Below are 17,455 nucleotides of genomic sequence, written 5' to 3'. Positions count from 1 at the left end.
ACCTCCTTATTAATGATTAAAGTACGTTTAAATCTTTTAATTTTTCATCTAGTTTTTGCTGTAATTCTTCTTTATCTAATATATTATCTAACACAATGACATCACCTAAATTTTTTGTGTTTTCTTCTAAATCTCTCCCACAAATAAATAAATCTGCCATATCAGGGCTCGCGCTCATAACATCACTATGTTCAACCTTTATGTCTGATGGTGCATTTAAATTTTTAAGTGCTTCTTGTGCATTCATTTCAACCATAAAACTACTTCCTAATCCGTGACCACATACTACTAAAATTTTCATTGTCCTCATTCTCCTTTAAATATATTTATAATTTCACTTGATGTTTGTGCATTTAATAAATGTTCTACTGTCTGTTGATTGCCTAAAGTTATAGCTAAATTTCTCAATACTTCTAAGTGTCCTTCATTATCTATAGCACTTAATACAAACACCAATGAAGCATAGTGCCCTTCTTCTGAAAAGTTAATGTGCTGATTTAGTTTTAACAAACTTAGACCTATCTTTTTTACATTATTATTCGGTCGAGCATGTGCAATCGCTATTTCTGGAGCAATAACTATATAAGGGCCTAATTTTTCTACACTATGAATCATGTCATCAATGTAATCTTGCTGAAAATAGCCTTGTTCTTTCAAAGGATTTGCAGCTATACTAATTGCTTCACGCCAACTTTTAACCTGTTCAAGTACTTGCACTTTATCTGATGATAAAATTTCCAAAGTCATTTTCCCCTCCTTAATGTTGACTCACTTCATTTATGCAGTGCATAATTGCTTCAATATTTCCTGAAAGTAATATATTTCTAGTTTTATCATTCATAATCAGTTCACTAAGTTGTCTCAATGCATTTAAATGAATTTGCGGCTGAGCGGTTGCTAACGTCACAATGATATATACAGGATCATATTGTTCATGTCCAAAGCGAACACCATTTTGATAGTGTGTCAAACTAAAACCTACTGTCCCTTTAACATGTGTTGATTTAGCATGAATTAAAGCAATGTGCGGACTGATAACCATATATGGTCCAAATGCATTTAATTGTTCAATGATTTCATCGGCATAAATACAATCAACAACTTGAGCATCAATCAAAGTTTCAATACTTTGTCTAATTGCATCATTTCTACAAAGTGAAGGTTGTTGTGTTAAAATTCTATTTTTTGGTAAGACTTCTTTTAGAGTAGGCCCTAGTCCTTTGATATCATACACATATTGTTCTCTTGATTTATTAATAATTGTGTTAATTTGTTGACGGTCATTTTTATCTAAAAATGGAGAAACATTGAGTATAGGTATTGAAGCATGTTCAAACGGTACCGTTGATATGATATAGTCAACGCCTTCATGCTTTAATAACGTCTCATCAATTTCGTAGATTGAATAAGCATCTACAATTTCAAGTTCAGGGTAAATATGTCGAATTCTACTTCTCAATAATTGTGAAGTGCCGATGCCTGAGCCGCACAGTAAAACTACTTTTAGAGCATTTGTAGTAATTGCGGAAATACGTTCAATTGCTGAAGCAAAATGTAACGTAATGTATGCAAGTTCATCTTTGTCAAAGCAAATACGATAATTCTCTTCCACACCCCAAATATGATTGCGTAATCTTCCTACGATGTGATGGTACTGTTGAAATATTTCATCTGTCAGAGGATTATTATGCGTCATATCGAACTTCAACCGGTGAATTGCTGGTCTTAAATGAACAATTAAGCCATTTAATAATTTAGTATCGTTAATTAAATCTATGCCTAAGTCACCACTCATGCGTTCTATCAATTGTTCGGTTAGAATTTCTAAATCATCTATTGTTTCGTTTTTTTGATTCATCTCTGAAGTTTTAGCCCCTAGCAAATGTAATGTAATAAAGCCTGCTTCGCTTTTAGGGAATTGTATATCGAGTTTTTCTTCCAAAGATGCCTTTATAAGTAATGCCACGCGAAATTGGTCTGTTTCCGCTAATTTGTTATATTCCATATCTGGTATTTCAAAAACAAACTTTTCTTTCGTTCGGTGTATTGCAATTAAAATATGATAAATCAGACCATCAATTGCACTTTGGACTAACTGATAATCCGCTTCAAATAATACTGACACTACAGTTAATCGAATCGTTTCCAATGCTTTATTCGAAAATAGCTTATGCCCTATTTGATGTGTATGATTTTGAAAATATTCATGGACGCGTGTCGCATATGCTTTTCGATAATCTGTTTCTTCACCTTGTATGATAAATCCCTTGTTTTTAATATATTTTAAATTCAAATTATAAGAAGATAACCAAGTCTGTACACTTTTCAGATCTTCAACGATCGTTCTACGTGTCACAGAAACCATATCGGCCATCGTGTTAGAAGATGTTGGTGTATTAGATTCAAATAGCTTTAATATGATATATCGAATTCTTTCCTCTTTAGAATAATGTATTGAAGTCGCTATATATTGAGGAACAATATCATTCAAAGGTTTTTTAGATTCAATCTTTATGCCTGCATTTTTATTTCTAAAAATGGTTAAATCCAATTGTTGCGCCATACTTTCTATATATTCTAAATCGTACTGTATCGTCCTTTCTGAAACATTGAATTGGTTAGCTAAGTGATGAATAGTTATAAAGGATTCACGTTCAAGTAAGAATGTTAAGATATGATGCTGTCTCTTGCTTAACACATGAGCAACCTCCTTATATTTATATTGTAACCGCTTACTTTCATTTTTAGATGTGTAATTTCTTTCGTCTCATAATCCGAAAAGTTGCACATCTATCATAAACGATCACTTTTTAAAATTATAATTTATTTAATTATAATTTTATATAAATACTTCAATAAAATATTAAAAAGAGAATCCAACATTAATGTGTTGCATTCTCTTCTCCATACCTATAATTTTTAATGTATTTAATCAAACTAAAATAAGCCAATGAATATTTGTAACCATGGATTTATGCATGGCGTTTTTATTAGCGATTTATGGAACGTGCAATCATCGATATCGTGTGTCTCTCTCCACGCAACGCCTTACTCAATTCAAATATATTTTCCACAGGAGCTAAACCACAATAACTCCCATCACCAATGTGTTGAATATCCACACCACATATTTTATTTCGAATGGCAAAATCTCTAATAGTGCTCGGATCAGCGCTCTCTTGACTCGTACCAATTGCTGACATGACAAGTACCCCTTCACGATGAACTTCTTTGACAATGTCTTTAAGTTGCGCTTCATCGAAACCTGGCACTGTACCGACAGCAGGTACTAGTATAATATCAGCACCCGCTTCAATAAATTGCTTTACATATACCCTGGTAATCACAGGCTCATCTACACCTGAACTATGCATTTTCCCAGCGATAATCAAACCCGAAAAATGATTTCTTGTATTTTGGATTGCTTCAACTATTTTCTTATTAGATACACCAGTTGCAGGATTTCCAGTCATACATATAAAATCCACCCCTAATGCTTCAAGTACTTGAACCGTTTCAGGACTTGCTTGACGTCCTTCTGCAATTTCTAAGTGTTGCTCATACATATTTGTTCCGTCATCAACAGGTTCTAAGTTCACACCAATGGGTCTACCCACGAGTCGTTTTAATGTTTCTATAACCTGTTCGTGTTCATCTATATTTTTCACTTTTGGATGAAACGCATCAAAGCCATTTAATAAAATCAAATCAGCACCAAACGCACGCGCTATTTCAGCATTAGTAATATCTGGCACGACAGGCGTTTCTGTAACTATATTTTCAGATAAAACTACACGCCCAGCACTCGCCTTAATGCTCTGTTTTAATTCTTCACCTGACATTGCTAGTAGTTCTGAAGCATTGTTACTCAGTATTCGCTTAACCATTTGTATTCCACTCCTTAATATATACTTTAGCTGTCATCTATTTATTATAACTACATGATATAGTAATGATGTTCTTTCTTCCGTAACGACGTCACTGAATCCCCCTATATTTCATTATACACAGCCTCTACTTATTATTATTATTTTTTAAATAAAATCTACTACTATATGCATTTACATTTTTTTGAATTTAAATTTAGTTAATTTTCAAAATAGTAGTGTAACACAAATATAAATGTGATAATATTATATTTTAATATACATATTACAAGGGGGAAGCTTTATGCAGTGTCCAAAATGTGGAAATCCTATTGAAGCATCAGATTTATTTTGTGGAGAGTGTGGTACAAAATTATCTCATCAAACAAATACAACAAACGAAACTAAAAACAAACCGAACCATGCATCCGAACATAATTCAACGGAATCTAATGCAACACAAATATCAACACAGTCTAATCATAAAAATGAGCAGTTTTCAAAGCATACTTCAGATATTTTCAATGAAGCTAAAACGTTCTTTTCAACTGCTTTCAGACATCCTGATAAAGAACTTGTGAGTCCTCACTTTTTTTCTTACAAAACACTTTTCAGTTTAATCGTAGCAGGATTACTTTTATCCATTATATTACTAACGATATTGATACCTGCAGAAGTTGCATATTTCATGACAAGTAAAGCAAGCGTTGTGTTTAACATTTCACTTTTCTTATTAATAGCAATTACAGTACTATTTGGTATCACTTTTGCACTAATAAAAATATTAAATATTAATTCGACGTTACATAAAGTATTTTCAGATTTCGTTTTAATCAACACCCTTTCTGTTATTACACTTTTGTTTGGTTTATTATTTTTAGCAATTCATGTTCCAAGTTTTGCAGTATTCCTTATCATTATTGCTATATTATTTACACTCATTGCACCAATATATTTAATTACCAAATACAGCCACAATCAACTTATACGTATGCCTGTCATTTATTCTATATTTATCTATATCATCATTTTAGGAATCATTTTACGTATTATAGTGGAAAGTACTGTTTCTAATACATTAAGTGATTTAAGTTCATTTTTTAATACAGGTTATTAAGGAGGATATTTCAAATGAAGTATTGTAGTAATTGTGGTGCTGAAATCAAGCCTGGTCAACGCGTTTGTACTCAATGTGGTACGCCTGTTCAACAACGAACAACGCATCAACCACCTAATCGTAAATCAAAATTACCTATATTTATCATTATTGCAGTGATATTAGTCATTATTATTGCTTTGTTTGTTACTTATAAAATAATTGACGCGCAACTATCACCTACAAAACAGGCAGAAACCATTTCTAAAGATTTAAAAAACAAAGATACAGATCGCCTAGCCAACCATTTAAAAGCAAATGGTGAAGCTATTTCTAAAGATGAAGCTAAAGCTATTTATAAATATATTGACGAAACTGATAGCATAGATCGTGTTGCTGATGAACTTCAAAGTAGTGCAAAAAATATTAAAGAAAATAAATCAAATGAACATGCTGTCACTGTTGGTGACACTGCTTTAATTAATATTACCGAAGATGGAAAAAAATGGGGCATATTCAAAAATTACATTTTTAATGTTAGTAAGGAGCCTGTTTCGATTACCTCAGAAGAAGACACAACGCTATCTTACAAACTTAATGACAAAACAACCCAAGTTAAATTAAAACAAGGTAAGACGAAGACACTCGATGATTTTCCAGTTGGCATATATGATTTAAAAGCAACACAAAAGGTTGATAATAAAAAATTCGACGGCGTTATTCATATCGATATGTCTGAAAGTAACAGTGCAGATTTACAATTCAAACAAAAACGTTTTACAGTTAGTATTGATTCAACTTATGCAGATTCTGATTCTCTGAAACTTTATATTAATGGGGATGAACAATCAGATTTTGACGAATATGAATCTGTCACTTACGGTCCTTATGCACCAGATGAAAAAATCGAAGTCTATGCTACAACTGAAGTTGAAGGCAAACAATTCAAATCAAGTGTAGAAAATGTTTCTAGTCCTAAAGATGATGAAGATGAAATAGACGTATCTTTATCATTTGACGATGATGCAATAAGCGATTATGAAGACAAAATGATCGAAAAAGAAGCAGATTCTGATGACGACGATAGTAGTAACGCCAGCTCTGACGAAAAAGTAACGCGTGATAATGTTATTGATAAAGTCGAATCTTATGAAGGTAGGACTTTGGATACAGATAATTATACTTATAAAGAACCAGAAAAAACTGGAGACGGTTGGGGATTCTCTTTCACAGATAAAGACGGAGACCTAGCAGGTTCTTATAAAATTGATGAGGATGGTTACGTAACTGAATATGACGAAGACGGTGAAGAAGTAGATTCAGGATACTAATAAACTACAAGTAGTAAATACAACATGCTACTTGTAAAAGTCAATAACATTGCATTAATACTTAAACACACTATACAAGGGAGTGAGATAGAAATCTGATATTTAAAAAAAGATTTCTGTCCCGCCCCTTTTATTTTTATCTTTGTTAAAGCAAACTAACGTTACACCAAATACATTAGCTCAGTCTAAATGATGATGTTTTATTAATGAGAAGTTAGTAATATATACTTAAGATTATTAAAACAAGCAATGTTTATACTACCAGAGTTGGGTAATTTAAAAGTAAGCACTTAATATCTAAATACAATTGAAGGTGAAAAAATGACTAACAACAACTCTTTCAATGATTATCCTAAAATTTTAAAAATTGAAGATGATGGAAAAATTATTGCGCTAGACAAATATGGAAACGTTAATACTGATTTAAATATTCACACTGTGAATGACCAACAACAACAAGATATCTACGGAAAGATCTTATACAATCCTTATCGTCGTACTGTGAAAAACAGCGAATCTTATAATGACCATAAGTACAATGATTACAAGTCGGAAACAAGCTACAATCAGCGAGATCGTGAACGAGAGTTGCAGTTATTAGAAGAAAATAAAAAATCAAAGCGCAAGCAATTTTGGCTTGGTTTAGGTCTGGTGGCTTTATTAGTCATCATTGTCATTTTTGCAGTTAGTACTTTTATGAGTAATAACAATGATAATCAACAAACTGGTAATGAAACAAGTGAACAATCCACTGCCAATCAAAATCAATCGAATGATACGCAAGGTGATAATGTCAATTTCGAACGTCAGAACAATCAAGTCAAAGATGATATTCAATCGTTAAAGTCAGATATTTCAAATTCTAATGAAGCAACAGATTCTAAATTACAAGCATTACAAGATAAAATTAATAGCCTAAAACAAGAAGCTGATTCTAATAAAACAAATAAGTTAGCTGATAAATACCAAACTACAGTAGATGATTTAAAACAGGCAAAAAACGAAAAAGATAATGGTAATACTGATAAAATGCAAGAAGAATTAGATAAAGTAAATAGCAAACTAGATGATATAAAATCGAAATTTTCTTCGTTGTTTAGTAAAGATGAACAAACAAATAATGAGGATGTTGAAAGTTAACGCAAAAAATTAATATATGCTTTTAAAAATACGAGATATAGATTGTATTCGCTAAATAATAACTGTCGACTAAGGACGCACCTTGTTGGCAGTTTTTTTATTTAAGCTTACCTACTGTCTGATATGTTTATATAAGTGAGTACTCGTTTATTTTCCTAGTTATTTCCTTGTTACAAAATTATTGGATATATGCCTACTTGAAAAACAACTACACTTCTTTTCTATTTCATTAATATTTTGAATTATATTTTAAATTTTTTCATATAAATCATTTTAATAAATTCCACAAATGATCAAACGCCATAAAACCCTTGATTTTTAGCGACATATAGCATATATAAATTTCTGTTTCGTGAATATATAGATTTTACAATTTTACGAACTATTATATGTAAGCGTATACATTTAAGAATATTCGTGCTATTATCTTATCAACTTAAACAAATGTTTAATTTGTAAACTTAAGTTTAATTTTGCATAAAGGAGGTTGCCATATGAATAAAAATGAACAGGAAGTTTTAAAGCGTATTCAAGAAAATCCATTCATTTCACAACAAGAATTAGCACAGTCTATTGGATTATCTCGGCCAGCAGTTGCAAATATTATATCTGGACTTATCCGCAAAGAATATGTTTTAGGGAAAGCGTATGTTTTAAATGAAGATTATCCAATTGTCTGCATTGGTGCTGCGAACTTGGACAGAAAATTTTATGTTCATAACGATTTACAATTAGAAACGTCTAATCCTGTTACTTCAACGAGATCTATAGGTGGGGTTGCACGCAATATAGCAGAGAATTTAGGGCGTATGGGCGAAACAGTCGCATTTTTATCTGTGAGTGGTAATGACAGCGAATGGGATATGATTTATAAATTATCAACCCCATTCATGAACTTAGACCACGTCCAACAAATAGAAAACGCAAACACTGGTTCCTATACAGCATTAATCAATAACGACGGTAATATGGAATACGGTTTAGCAGATATGGAGGTCTATGATTATATTACTCCAGAATTTTTAATTAAACGTACACATTTATTAATAAAAGCAAAATGTATCATCGCAGACCTCAACATTTCAAAAAGTGCAATGGATTTTTTATGTGCTTATTCAGAAAAGCATAGCATTAAATTAATAGTTATTCCCGTTTCATCTCCAAAAATGAAAAACATGCCTGATTCATTACATGCTATCGATTGGCTTATTATTAATAGAGATGAAACCGAAACTTATTTAAATATGACTATACAAAACACTGATGATTTGCGTATAGCTGCACAAAAATGGAATAAGTTAGGCGTTTCAAATGTTGTGATTACAAATGGTGTAAAAGAACTTATTTTTAGAAATAGTAACGAAGAAGTCATTAAACCTGTGATACCTTCACAACATGTCGTAGACGTAACAGGAGCTGGTGACGCTTTCTCTAGTGCAGTCATTTTTAGTTGGTTAAATGAACTAGACACTGAAAGCATACTGACAACAGGCATGATGAATGCTCGAAAAACAATTGAAACTGAATACACCGTGAGGCAAAACTTAGATAAGAAACAATTATTTAGAGATTTGGAGGACTATAAAAATGAAGCAATATATTGAATTTTCTAAAGAAGTAGCACAAGCTAAAGCAGATAAAAAACCCATCGTAGCACTAGAATCAACAATCATTTCACATGGTATGCCTTACCCACAAAATGTGCAAATGGCTACGGCTGTTGAAAATATCATACGTGATTATGGTGCAATTCCAGCAACCATTGCATTAATTGATGGAAAAATCAAAATTGGACTGGAAAATGATGAACTAGAATTACTCGCTAAAAGTGATAATGTCGCAAAAGTTTCACGCCGTGATTTTGCAGAAGTAATCGCTACTAAACAGATTGGTGCAACTACAGTTGCATCAACAATGATGAGTGCAGAATTAGCAGAAATTCAATTCTTTGTAACTGGTGGTATTGGTGGTGTACATAAAGGTGCCGAAAACACAATGGATATCTCAGCGGACTTAGAAGAGTTAGGTAAAACAAATGTAACAGTAATATGTGCTGGCGCTAAATCTATACTAGATTTACCAAAAACAATGGAATATCTTGAAACAAAAGGCGTACCCGTAATAGGTTACCAAACAGATGAATTACCAGCATTTTTCACACGACAAAGCGGTATTAAACTAAACAGTTTTTCTGAAACTCCAGATGATATCGCACATATTTGTAAAGTTAAAAATGATTTGAATATTGAAGGTGGCGTTGTTATCGCTAACCCAGTTCCTAAAGAACATGAATTACCTAAATCATATATTGACGATATTATTGAAGAAGCAGTTAAAGAAGCAGAAACGCAAGGTATTAGTGGAAAAGATTCTACGCCATTTTTACTTGGTAAAATTGTCGAAAAATCTAAAGGCAAGAGTTTAAATACAAATATCAAACTAGTTGAGAACAATGCGGTACTTGGCGCAAAAATTGCAGTTGCTTTCAATTCATTGTAGGTGATACTTATGTCAATCATATTTGCCGTTACTGGTATATTTTTTGCATTATTCATCGCTTTTTTATTTAGCTATAACAGAAAGGCAATTGATTTCAAAAAACCAGTCATTATGTTAATCGTTCAAATCATCATTGTAGTATTCATGATGAATACGACTATTGGTTTAACGATACTAACCACATTAGGTTCATTTTTTGAAGAATTAATCAATATTAGTAAAGCTGGTATCGATTTTGTTTTTGGTGGTTTACAAAACAAAGGTGCTTCAACGTTCTTTATTACCGTGTTACTACCTTTAGTATTTATCTCTGTATTAATCGGTGTGTTAAACTATTTTAAAATTCTTCCGTTTATCATTAAATATGTTGGTATTATTATCAATAAAATCACACGTATGGGCCGTCTCGAAAGTTACTTTGCAATCTCAACTTCTATGTTAGGACAGCCAGAAGTTTATTTAACTATTAAAGAAATGATTCCTAAATTATCTAAAGAGAAATTATATACGATTACTACTTCTGGTATGAGTGCTGTCAGTATGGCTATGTTAGGTTCGTATATGCAAATGATTGAACCTAAATATGTAGTTACTGCCGTTATGCTCAATATTTTCAGTGCTTTAATTATCGCAAGTGTCATCAATCCATATCAATCAGATGATAGTGACGTGGAAATTTCCAACTTATCCTCAGATAAAAGCAATTCAAATAGTGATGAAACAAAGTCGAAAAACGTTCCATTTTTCCAAATGATTGGCGATAGTGCTACGGACGGCTTTAAAATTGCCGTAAGTGTCGCCATTATGCTCCTTGCATTCATCTCTTTGATGGAAGCAGTCACAGTATTATTTAATTTTGTCGGTTTAGATTTCAAACAATTAATCGGTTTTATTTTTGCACCGATTGCTTTCATCATAGGTGTGCCTTGGAACGAAGCAGTTCAAGCTGGATCACTCATGGCAACTAAATTAATCACTAACGAATTTGTTGCTATGTTAGACTATCAAAAATTAGCTGGAGATTTAACACTACGCACACAAGGTATCATTTCTGTATATCTCGTTAGTTTTGCTAATTTTGGTACTGTAGGCATTATCGTTGGTGCTATCAAAGGATTTAGTGATGTACAAGGCAATAAGGTGGCTTCGTTTGCCTTGCGCTTGCTACTAGGTTCAACACTTGCTTCAATTATTTCAGCATCAATCGTTGGCTTAGTATTATAGTTTTTTAAAAATGACTACATAAATCCAAATAACTTTAAATGATATTGTAACCTATAACTAGCATTGAATAATAAAAGGCTGAGACAATTCAATTTGTCTCAGCCTCTTACATTATTTATTAGTTAAAGAAACCTAAGATGAAGTCAGCGCCTTTAGCTAATGCGTCAGCAATGCTAGTTCCCATTGTTACCCAGTCAGCACTTAAACCTGCTTTTACAGCTTCACTGATTGCGTTTACGAAATCAGACATTTAACACACCTCATTTCTCAATATATGATTTGTTAAAGGTTGATTACCTTTAACTAAATTATAATAAGAAATATTAATATTGTTGTAAATATTTCTTATTTTGTATGTTTTTGTGCCTAAGTGTTATTACAATACTTAATTTTTACAATTAGCGTTTCCTAGTTGTCATTCAGTGATAAAGTTTTATATTATTTTTATAATGACAGAAATAATGCATCTGGGACATAAATCCTAAAAAAATAGCACTCAGATGATTTAATTCAATTCATCTGAGTGCTTCCTTTTTATTCAATACTTCGTATTGTTGGTTCGCTTTCTTAAGGGACGACTTCATCCTATAGTCTTCAGCTTGTCCTGTTACCTCAAGCGTCTCGCCAAAACACAACGTATTCAAATATCTTTATGACAAATGCCTTTCTAATCGCTGAACTTTATCTTGATCTAATGTGTCGAATATTTCATTATCTACAATTACTTCAACATGAGGATGTTGATGTAATATAGATGCAGGTAACGTTTCGGAAATTTCTCCCTCTATTAATTGTGAGACGGCTTCTTTTTTATTTCTGCTCATCGCTAACAAAATAATACGTTTCGCACGCATAATAGATGCCAGCCCCATAGAAATTGCTTGCTTAGGAACATCTTCTATTGAATCAAAATAACGACTATTTGCTTTCATCGTTGAAGAAGATAAATCTACAACTCTTGTAATACTTTCAAACGACGAACCAGGCTCATTAAATCCTATATGCCCGTTTTCACCTATACCTAAAATTTGTATATCTGTAGGTCCTTTATCTTTTAAATATTGTTCATACATTAAGCATTCTTGTTCTAAATTATTGGTATCTCCTTGTGGTATAAATATATTTTCTTTATGCCACGTTTGATGATGTTTAAATAACTGTCGATACATATATGCGTGATAACTTTGTTCATTGTCTGCGCTTAAACCCACATATTCATCCAAATTAAATGTCACTATTTGATCTAGTTGCAAATGATTATGATTAATCAATGTTTTTAAATACTTGTAAACATCTGTCATAGTATTTCCTGTAGCAAGACCCAATACTGAATCCGGTTTCATTTTTATTTGCTTTAACAGTTCAGTCGCAACATATTGACTTGCAAGTTGTCTATTCTCTAAATTTAAAATATACATATACTCACCAATCACTTTCTAATTTCTGTATATTACCTTTGTTTAATGATAAATTGAAAATTTTTTTATTACGCTTGTTCACTGTCTAGTAACTCTTCTACTTCATTTTTTATCGTTGTGACATGTGGTCCATAAACAATTTGTACACCATTACCTTTTTGTATGATACCTCTAGCTTCGGTAGAATTCAGCAGTTGCTTATTGACTGGGGCGTCTGACTTTAATGTCACTCTTAGCCTTGTAGCACAACAATCGACAATTTCTATATTTTCTTTACCACCTAAACCCTCGATAATTGTTTTAGCACGTTCTGTCGTTTCAACAGTTTCTGTAGTTGTTTCTGCTTCTCTACCAGGTGTTTTAAAGTTGAATTTGTTAATTAAAAATCTGAAAATAATATAATATAAAATAAACCAAACGATGCCAATCGGTATTACCCATAAAAAGTTCGTCTTAGCATTACCTTGCAAAACGCCGAATAATAAAAAGTCTATAAAGCCACCACTGAATGTTTGACCTATCGTAATATTAAATACGTCTGCCATCATAAACGCTAAACCATCTAAAAATGCATGTATCACATATAAAATTGGTGCAACAAATAAAAAACTGAACTCTAACGGTTCTGTAATACCTGTTAAAAATGAAGTTAATGCTGCAGATAACATTAGCCCACCAACAACTTTTTTATGTTGTGGTTTCGCAGTATGATAAATTGCTAAAGCTGCACCACATAGTCCAAACATCATAGTAATAAAACGACCTGACATATAACGCGAAACACCTGAATAGTATTTCGTTACGTCTGGATCACCAAGTTGAGCAAAGAAAATATTTTGAGTGCCTTGAACAAGATGACCCTTAACTTCTAACGAGCCACCTAATGCAGTTTGCCAAAACGGTAAATAGAAAATGTGATGTAAACCAAATGGCCCCAATAGCCTTAATATAAATCCAAAGAAAAAAGTACCAATGACACCAGTTTTATCTACGATACCTCCTACACCAAATATCCACCCCTGTACTGTTGGCCAAATAAAGAACATGATAACCCCGAGTATGATTGCAGAGATTGCTGTAATAATTGGAACAAAACGAGATCCTCCAAAAAATCCTAAATATGATGGAAGAGAAATCTTGTGATATTTATTATGTAAAAGCGCCGTCATAACTCCTGTGATAATCCCACCAAACACGCCCGTTTCTACTGTTTGAATTCCTAGAACCATACTTTGTCCTTCTTCTGCTAAATTGCCTTTTGCTAACGTATCTGTAATGATTAGCAATCCATTCATCGAAGCATTCATAATAAGGAATCCTAACATTGCTGCTAATCCTGCAGTACCTTTATCACTTCTAGCTAATCCAATTGCAACACCTATGGCAAAAATTACTGGTAAATTTTGAAATACAATATTACCAGCTGATGACATAAGAACAAATATATTTTGCAATAAGTTAATATCCAACACGGGATATGCTTTGATTGTATTCGGATTACTTAATGCGCCACCGATTCCCAACAACAATCCAGCTGCCGGTAATATAGCGATAGGTAACATAAATGATTTACCAAATTGTTGTGCCTTTTCAAACAATTTACTCATAGTCATTAACCTCCTAATTATCATAAATATACAATTAAAGAAAATATTAATCAATATAAAATACCATTATGAAAAACTTTTTCATAATGGTGATATATGTCTTCTTTTTTAATGAAAAAAACTCACAAAGCCACGTTACTTTGTGAGTTTCTTTATTTATTCAATTAAGATATGTGTTAAAAAATATCGCCTAATGTTCCTGCCATAATTGCTTTAATTGAATGTAATCTATTTTCCGCTTGCTCAAATATAACAGCATGTTCACCTTTAAATACATCATCTGTTATCTCCATTTCAGTTAAACCATGAGTCTTATAGATTTGTTGTCCCACCTTTGTATGCACATCATGGAAGGCGGGCAAACAATGTAATACAATAACATCTGGATTCATTGTATTGACAAGCATAGCTTCATTAATTTGATATGGAAGTAATTTTTCAATACGTTGTGTTTGAACTGATTCATCTTCTCCCATTGAAAACCAGACATCTGTATATATTGCATCTGCTTTATAAACTGCTTGTTGAATATTATCTGTAATTAAAATATTACTGTGCGATTGTGTTGCATAATTTTTGGCAAGTTGTTGAATATCTTGATCAGGCTGTAGCGATTGAGGGCCTGCAATATGAATATTCATACCTAATATTGCGCCAGTAACCAATAAATCATGTGCTACGTTATTTCTTGCATCACCAACATAAGTCAATGTTTTGCCTTGTAATGTGCCTAGGTGTTCTTTTAAAGTATAAAAATCTGCAATCATTTGAGTAGGATGCCATTCGTTTGTTAAACCATTCCATACTGGAACTTCGGCATGTTGCGCTATACTTTCCACATCTTTTTGATAAAAACCTCTAAATTCAATACCATCATACATACTCCCTAATACTTTTGCTGTATCTTCTGTCGATTCTTTGACACCTAGATGAATTTCACCTTGACCAAAATAATCTGGAAAGGCACCTAAATCGTTTGCTGCTACACTGAATGCTGAACGTGTTCTTGTAGATGGTTTTTCAAATAATAAAGCAATATTCTTACCTTTAAGATAAGGGTGAGGAATGCCTCGCTTTTTCTTTTCTTTTAATTCTCCGGTAAAGTCAATCAAAGTGACTAGTTCATCTGCAGTAAAGTCACTCGTTTTCAAAAAGCTCTTACCTTTTAACAATGCTAGTTTTTTTAAATCTGTTGTGTACGCCCCAATTTCATCACTCCAATATATTTATAAGATTTATATACATATTAAACTTAAATAGAGTTATTTTCAAGTATAAATATACTATTTATTGTATATTTTTAAATCGTTTAATTATTTTACTAGTTTTGAAGTATAACCTACGCTAAATGTATATTTCCATACAATCACGATCTTATTTGCAACAGTCAAGCAAGTAAGATGTCTGACAATAAACACCGTGGCAATGATTTAACTAAGTTGTGCTTTCCTACACAATATTTTAATAATATATAGTAAATTGAACATGTAACCACTAGCTCATGGAGGTGAACATACATGTTAGATTTACTATTTGCCACTATTAAGCAAATTGCTGCTCATTTTGTTTCAGGTGGTTTCCAAGAAAAATAATTATATTTATCCCACGTCATCTCAAAATCATTGCATAATCATCCCTTAAAATGAATACAAAAACGGGCAAACAATATCAAAACCCCTCATTTTGAAACTGTTCGCCCGTTTACTATTATTTATTAATCGTTAGCTGAAGCTATTAAAAAATCATCCATTAAGCCATATCCTAACTTTTTTATAGCTACTATAATAGATTATTTACTGTATGATGCAAAATTTTTAGACTTTCTACGTTCCCTTTCCTCAGGTGTCTTTAAGAAACGTGTCATAATTGCACTAGCAACATATAATCCAAATATTAAGTACATCATGCCTTTAACACCAATACTATCATAAAACAATGCCACTAACCCTGGTCCTGCAAATACACAAAGACCAGCGCCTAAATTTAATATTGCCATTGCTGGTCCTTTATCACCATCATGAACTAAAGAAGGGACAAGTGCAGAAATAGGGACAAAGCCTGCTAAACACATCCCCCATAGAAATCCTACCGTACCCACAATAAAAACATTACCTGTAAATAACTCTGGCACAAAATATAGTCCTAACGTAAATATCGCACATCCAACACCACCAATATAAGAAATCGTATTTTTCCAGCCAATTTTATCGCTCAACGCACCAAATATTAGATTGAATATAATATTAGCAATAAAAATTGTTCCCCAAATATTTAACCAAGTTGTAGTAGCAATACCTTTGGAAGCTAAATAAATCGGCAGAAATAATGGAAAAGCATATTGTGCCGCCTGGTTTATGATTCTAACAACACAGGCCACTGCCACACGCGGTTCCCTTTTTAGTATCGTTATACCTGCAAGTACCTCACTAAAGTGTTCTTTAAATCCGTGCCCTTTTTCTTCAATCATAAACTGGTCTCTATTTACAAATACTGCTAAAAATGTTCCTATTAACACCCAAATAATCGCTGTCCACAATGTAAAGAAGTGTCCAATTAGTTGAATCGCAAAAGAAGAATAAAATGATCCTAGGACACTAAGCCCTCCTGTAAACACAAACCAAAACCATCCTACTGCAGCACCTAAACGCTTTTGCGGAGAACGATAAGCAACCCAAACCAAAAAAGAATAAGCAAACAAAGGATAGCCAAACCCTCTTATTGCATATGACGGAATCATGATATTATAGTTCATCGTTGGGATTGCCAAACCAACAAATATTGCATGACCGATGATATATAACCCTGTTCCTAACAGCATCACTTTTCTTGGACCGATAATTTCTACCAAGACACCTGATAACCAAGAACCAATAGCTATCGTTACACCATAGCAAGTGGTCAAAATCGCAGTTTGTTGCACGGATAGACCATGATCATGTAAATAAGGACTAATCCATGCTAGCTCTAAACCGTCTCCCATCATAAATATTAATACACCAACATATCCCCAAAATAACGTTGGAGGCATTCCCATTTTAGTTAATTTATCACTCATATTACGCACCCCTTATAAATCAATCGTTGATATTAAGATTAATTTAAATATTTTCTTGCAATTTTTGTAATCACTTTTGTAAACGCTTTCAAATATTATCATTATATTATTATATTTTTTCTAATAACGCAAATTTATTTTCATTTATTTTCGTTTTAAGATATAAATAAGTAAAACCGAAAATACAGCTTATTAAAATCAACGAAAAATATTTGTATA

Annotated in this window: 15 protein-coding genes; 6 read left to right on the top strand and 9 right to left on the bottom strand. The window is 32.5% G+C overall.

Annotation, left to right across the window (positions count from 1 at the left end; translation table 11 throughout):
• Positions 1–16 precede the first annotated feature (16 nt).
• From JG554_RS01550 to JG554_RS01535, 4 genes are all read right to left on the bottom strand, one after another.
• Positions 17–301, bottom strand: a complete 285-nt coding sequence (locus tag JG554_RS01550) for a PTS sugar transporter subunit IIB (protein ID WP_046206662.1) — start codon at positions 299–301, stop codon at positions 17–19.
• Positions 302–306: 5 nt separating this feature from the next.
• Entirely contained in the window at positions 307–747 is a 441-nt protein-coding gene (locus JG554_RS01545; protein ID WP_046206661.1) for a PTS sugar transporter subunit IIA, read from the bottom strand.
• 10 nt (positions 748–757) lie between these two features.
• Entirely contained in the window at positions 758–2,698 is a 1,941-nt protein-coding gene (locus tag JG554_RS01540) for a BglG family transcription antiterminator (RefSeq protein ID WP_070037214.1), read from the bottom strand.
• A gap of 292 nt (positions 2,699–2,990) precedes the next feature.
• Positions 2,991–3,887, bottom strand: coding sequence for a DUF7916 family protein (locus JG554_RS01535; RefSeq protein WP_070037209.1), 897 nt, complete (start codon positions 3,885–3,887; stop codon positions 2,991–2,993).
• A 283-nt stretch (positions 3,888–4,170) separates the two neighbouring features.
• Between JG554_RS01535 and JG554_RS01530 the strand changes: the two genes are divergently transcribed.
• The 6 genes from JG554_RS01530 (at position 4,171) to JG554_RS01505 (ending at position 11,156) form a co-directional block, all read left to right on the top strand.
• Positions 4,171–4,983, top strand: coding sequence for a zinc ribbon domain-containing protein (locus JG554_RS01530; RefSeq protein ID WP_070037206.1), 813 nt, complete (start codon positions 4,171–4,173; stop codon positions 4,981–4,983).
• A gap of 14 nt (positions 4,984–4,997) precedes the next feature.
• Positions 4,998–6,293 (top strand): TcaA second domain-containing protein, encoded by a 1,296-nt coding sequence (locus JG554_RS01525; RefSeq protein ID WP_046206657.1) that lies wholly within the window; start codon positions 4,998–5,000, stop codon positions 6,291–6,293.
• 321 nt (positions 6,294–6,614) lie between these two features.
• Positions 6,615–7,433 carry a hypothetical protein gene (locus JG554_RS01520; RefSeq protein WP_070037203.1) on the top strand — a complete coding sequence of 273 codons (819 nt, stop codon included), beginning with the start codon at positions 6,615–6,617 and terminating at the stop codon, positions 7,431–7,433.
• Positions 7,434–7,927: 494 nt separating this feature from the next.
• Positions 7,928–9,037 (top strand): carbohydrate kinase, encoded by a 1,110-nt coding sequence (locus JG554_RS01515; RefSeq protein WP_046206655.1) that lies wholly within the window; start codon positions 7,928–7,930, stop codon positions 9,035–9,037.
• Entirely contained in the window at positions 9,021–9,932 is a 912-nt protein-coding gene (locus JG554_RS01510) for a pseudouridine-5'-phosphate glycosidase (protein WP_070037200.1), read from the top strand. The genes JG554_RS01515 and JG554_RS01510 overlap by 17 nt, the downstream gene beginning before the upstream one ends.
• A 9-nt stretch (positions 9,933–9,941) precedes the next feature.
• Positions 9,942–11,156 carry a NupC/NupG family nucleoside CNT transporter gene (locus JG554_RS01505; RefSeq protein WP_070037197.1) on the top strand — a complete coding sequence of 405 codons (1,215 nt, stop codon included), beginning with the start codon at positions 9,942–9,944 and terminating at the stop codon, positions 11,154–11,156.
• Between the two features lie 118 nt (positions 11,157–11,274).
• Here the strand turns inward: JG554_RS01505 and JG554_RS01500 are convergent, their stop codons facing one another.
• From JG554_RS01500 to JG554_RS01480, 5 genes are all read right to left on the bottom strand, one after another.
• Entirely contained in the window at positions 11,275–11,406 is a 132-nt protein-coding gene (locus tag JG554_RS01500) for a beta-class phenol-soluble modulin (protein WP_019469020.1), read from the bottom strand.
• A gap of 400 nt (positions 11,407–11,806) precedes the next feature.
• Positions 11,807–12,574, bottom strand: a complete 768-nt coding sequence (gene nagB / locus JG554_RS01495; RefSeq protein WP_070037194.1) for a glucosamine-6-phosphate deaminase — start codon at positions 12,572–12,574, stop codon at positions 11,807–11,809.
• A gap of 68 nt (positions 12,575–12,642) precedes the next feature.
• Positions 12,643–14,181 carry a PTS transporter subunit EIIC gene (locus JG554_RS01490; RefSeq protein WP_070037191.1) on the bottom strand — a complete coding sequence of 513 codons (1,539 nt, stop codon included), beginning with the start codon at positions 14,179–14,181 and terminating at the stop codon, positions 12,643–12,645.
• A gap of 176 nt (positions 14,182–14,357) precedes the next feature.
• On the bottom strand, positions 14,358–15,389 hold the full coding sequence (gene argF / locus JG554_RS01485; protein ID WP_182478102.1) for an ornithine carbamoyltransferase: 1,032 nt from the start codon (positions 15,387–15,389) through the stop codon (positions 14,358–14,360).
• Positions 15,390–15,970: 581 nt separating this feature from the next.
• Positions 15,971–17,236, bottom strand: coding sequence for an MFS transporter (locus JG554_RS01480; protein WP_070037186.1), 1,266 nt, complete (start codon positions 17,234–17,236; stop codon positions 15,971–15,973).
• Between the last annotated feature and the right edge of the window lie 219 nt (positions 17,237–17,455).

The sequence above is a fragment of the Staphylococcus sp. 11-B-312 genome (assembly GCF_016743055.1).
GTDB classification, from domain to species: domain Bacteria; phylum Bacillota; class Bacilli; order Staphylococcales; family Staphylococcaceae; genus Staphylococcus; species Staphylococcus ureilyticus.
This window is presented reverse-complemented; position numbering and strand designations above follow the sequence as displayed.

Bases quoted from the DNA above. Each gene is read 5' to 3' on its own strand.
- JG554_RS01500 (WP_019469020.1), bottom strand. From the start codon at position 11,406: ATGTCTGATTTCGTAAACGCAATCAGTGAAGCTGTAAAAGCAGGTTTA.
- JG554_RS01550 (WP_046206662.1), bottom strand. From the start codon at position 301: ATGAAAATTTTAGTAGTATGTGGTCACGGATTAGGAAGTAGTTTTATG.
- JG554_RS01545 (WP_046206661.1), bottom strand. From the start codon at position 747: ATGACTTTGGAAATTTTATCATCAGATAAAGTGCAAGTACTTGAACAG.
- JG554_RS01490 (WP_070037191.1), bottom strand. From the start codon at position 14,181: ATGAGTAAATTGTTTGAAAAGGCACAACAATTTGGTAAATCATTTATG.
- JG554_RS01505 (WP_070037197.1), top strand. From the start codon at position 9,942: ATGTCAATCATATTTGCCGTTACTGGTATATTTTTTGCATTATTCATC.
- JG554_RS01515 (WP_046206655.1), top strand. From the start codon at position 7,928: ATGAATAAAAATGAACAGGAAGTTTTAAAGCGTATTCAAGAAAATCCA.
- JG554_RS01525 (WP_046206657.1), top strand. From the start codon at position 4,998: ATGAAGTATTGTAGTAATTGTGGTGCTGAAATCAAGCCTGGTCAACGC.
- JG554_RS01535 (WP_070037209.1), bottom strand. From the start codon at position 3,887: ATGGTTAAGCGAATACTGAGTAACAATGCTTCAGAACTACTAGCAATG.
- JG554_RS01520 (WP_070037203.1), top strand. From the start codon at position 6,615: ATGACTAACAACAACTCTTTCAATGATTATCCTAAAATTTTAAAAATT.
- JG554_RS01530 (WP_070037206.1), top strand. From the start codon at position 4,171: ATGCAGTGTCCAAAATGTGGAAATCCTATTGAAGCATCAGATTTATTT.
- JG554_RS01480 (WP_070037186.1), bottom strand. From the start codon at position 17,236: ATGAGTGATAAATTAACTAAAATGGGAATGCCTCCAACGTTATTTTGG.
- JG554_RS01510 (WP_070037200.1), top strand. From the start codon at position 9,021: ATGAAGCAATATATTGAATTTTCTAAAGAAGTAGCACAAGCTAAAGCA.
- nagB (WP_070037194.1), bottom strand. From the start codon at position 12,574: ATGTATATTTTAAATTTAGAGAATAGACAACTTGCAAGTCAATATGTT.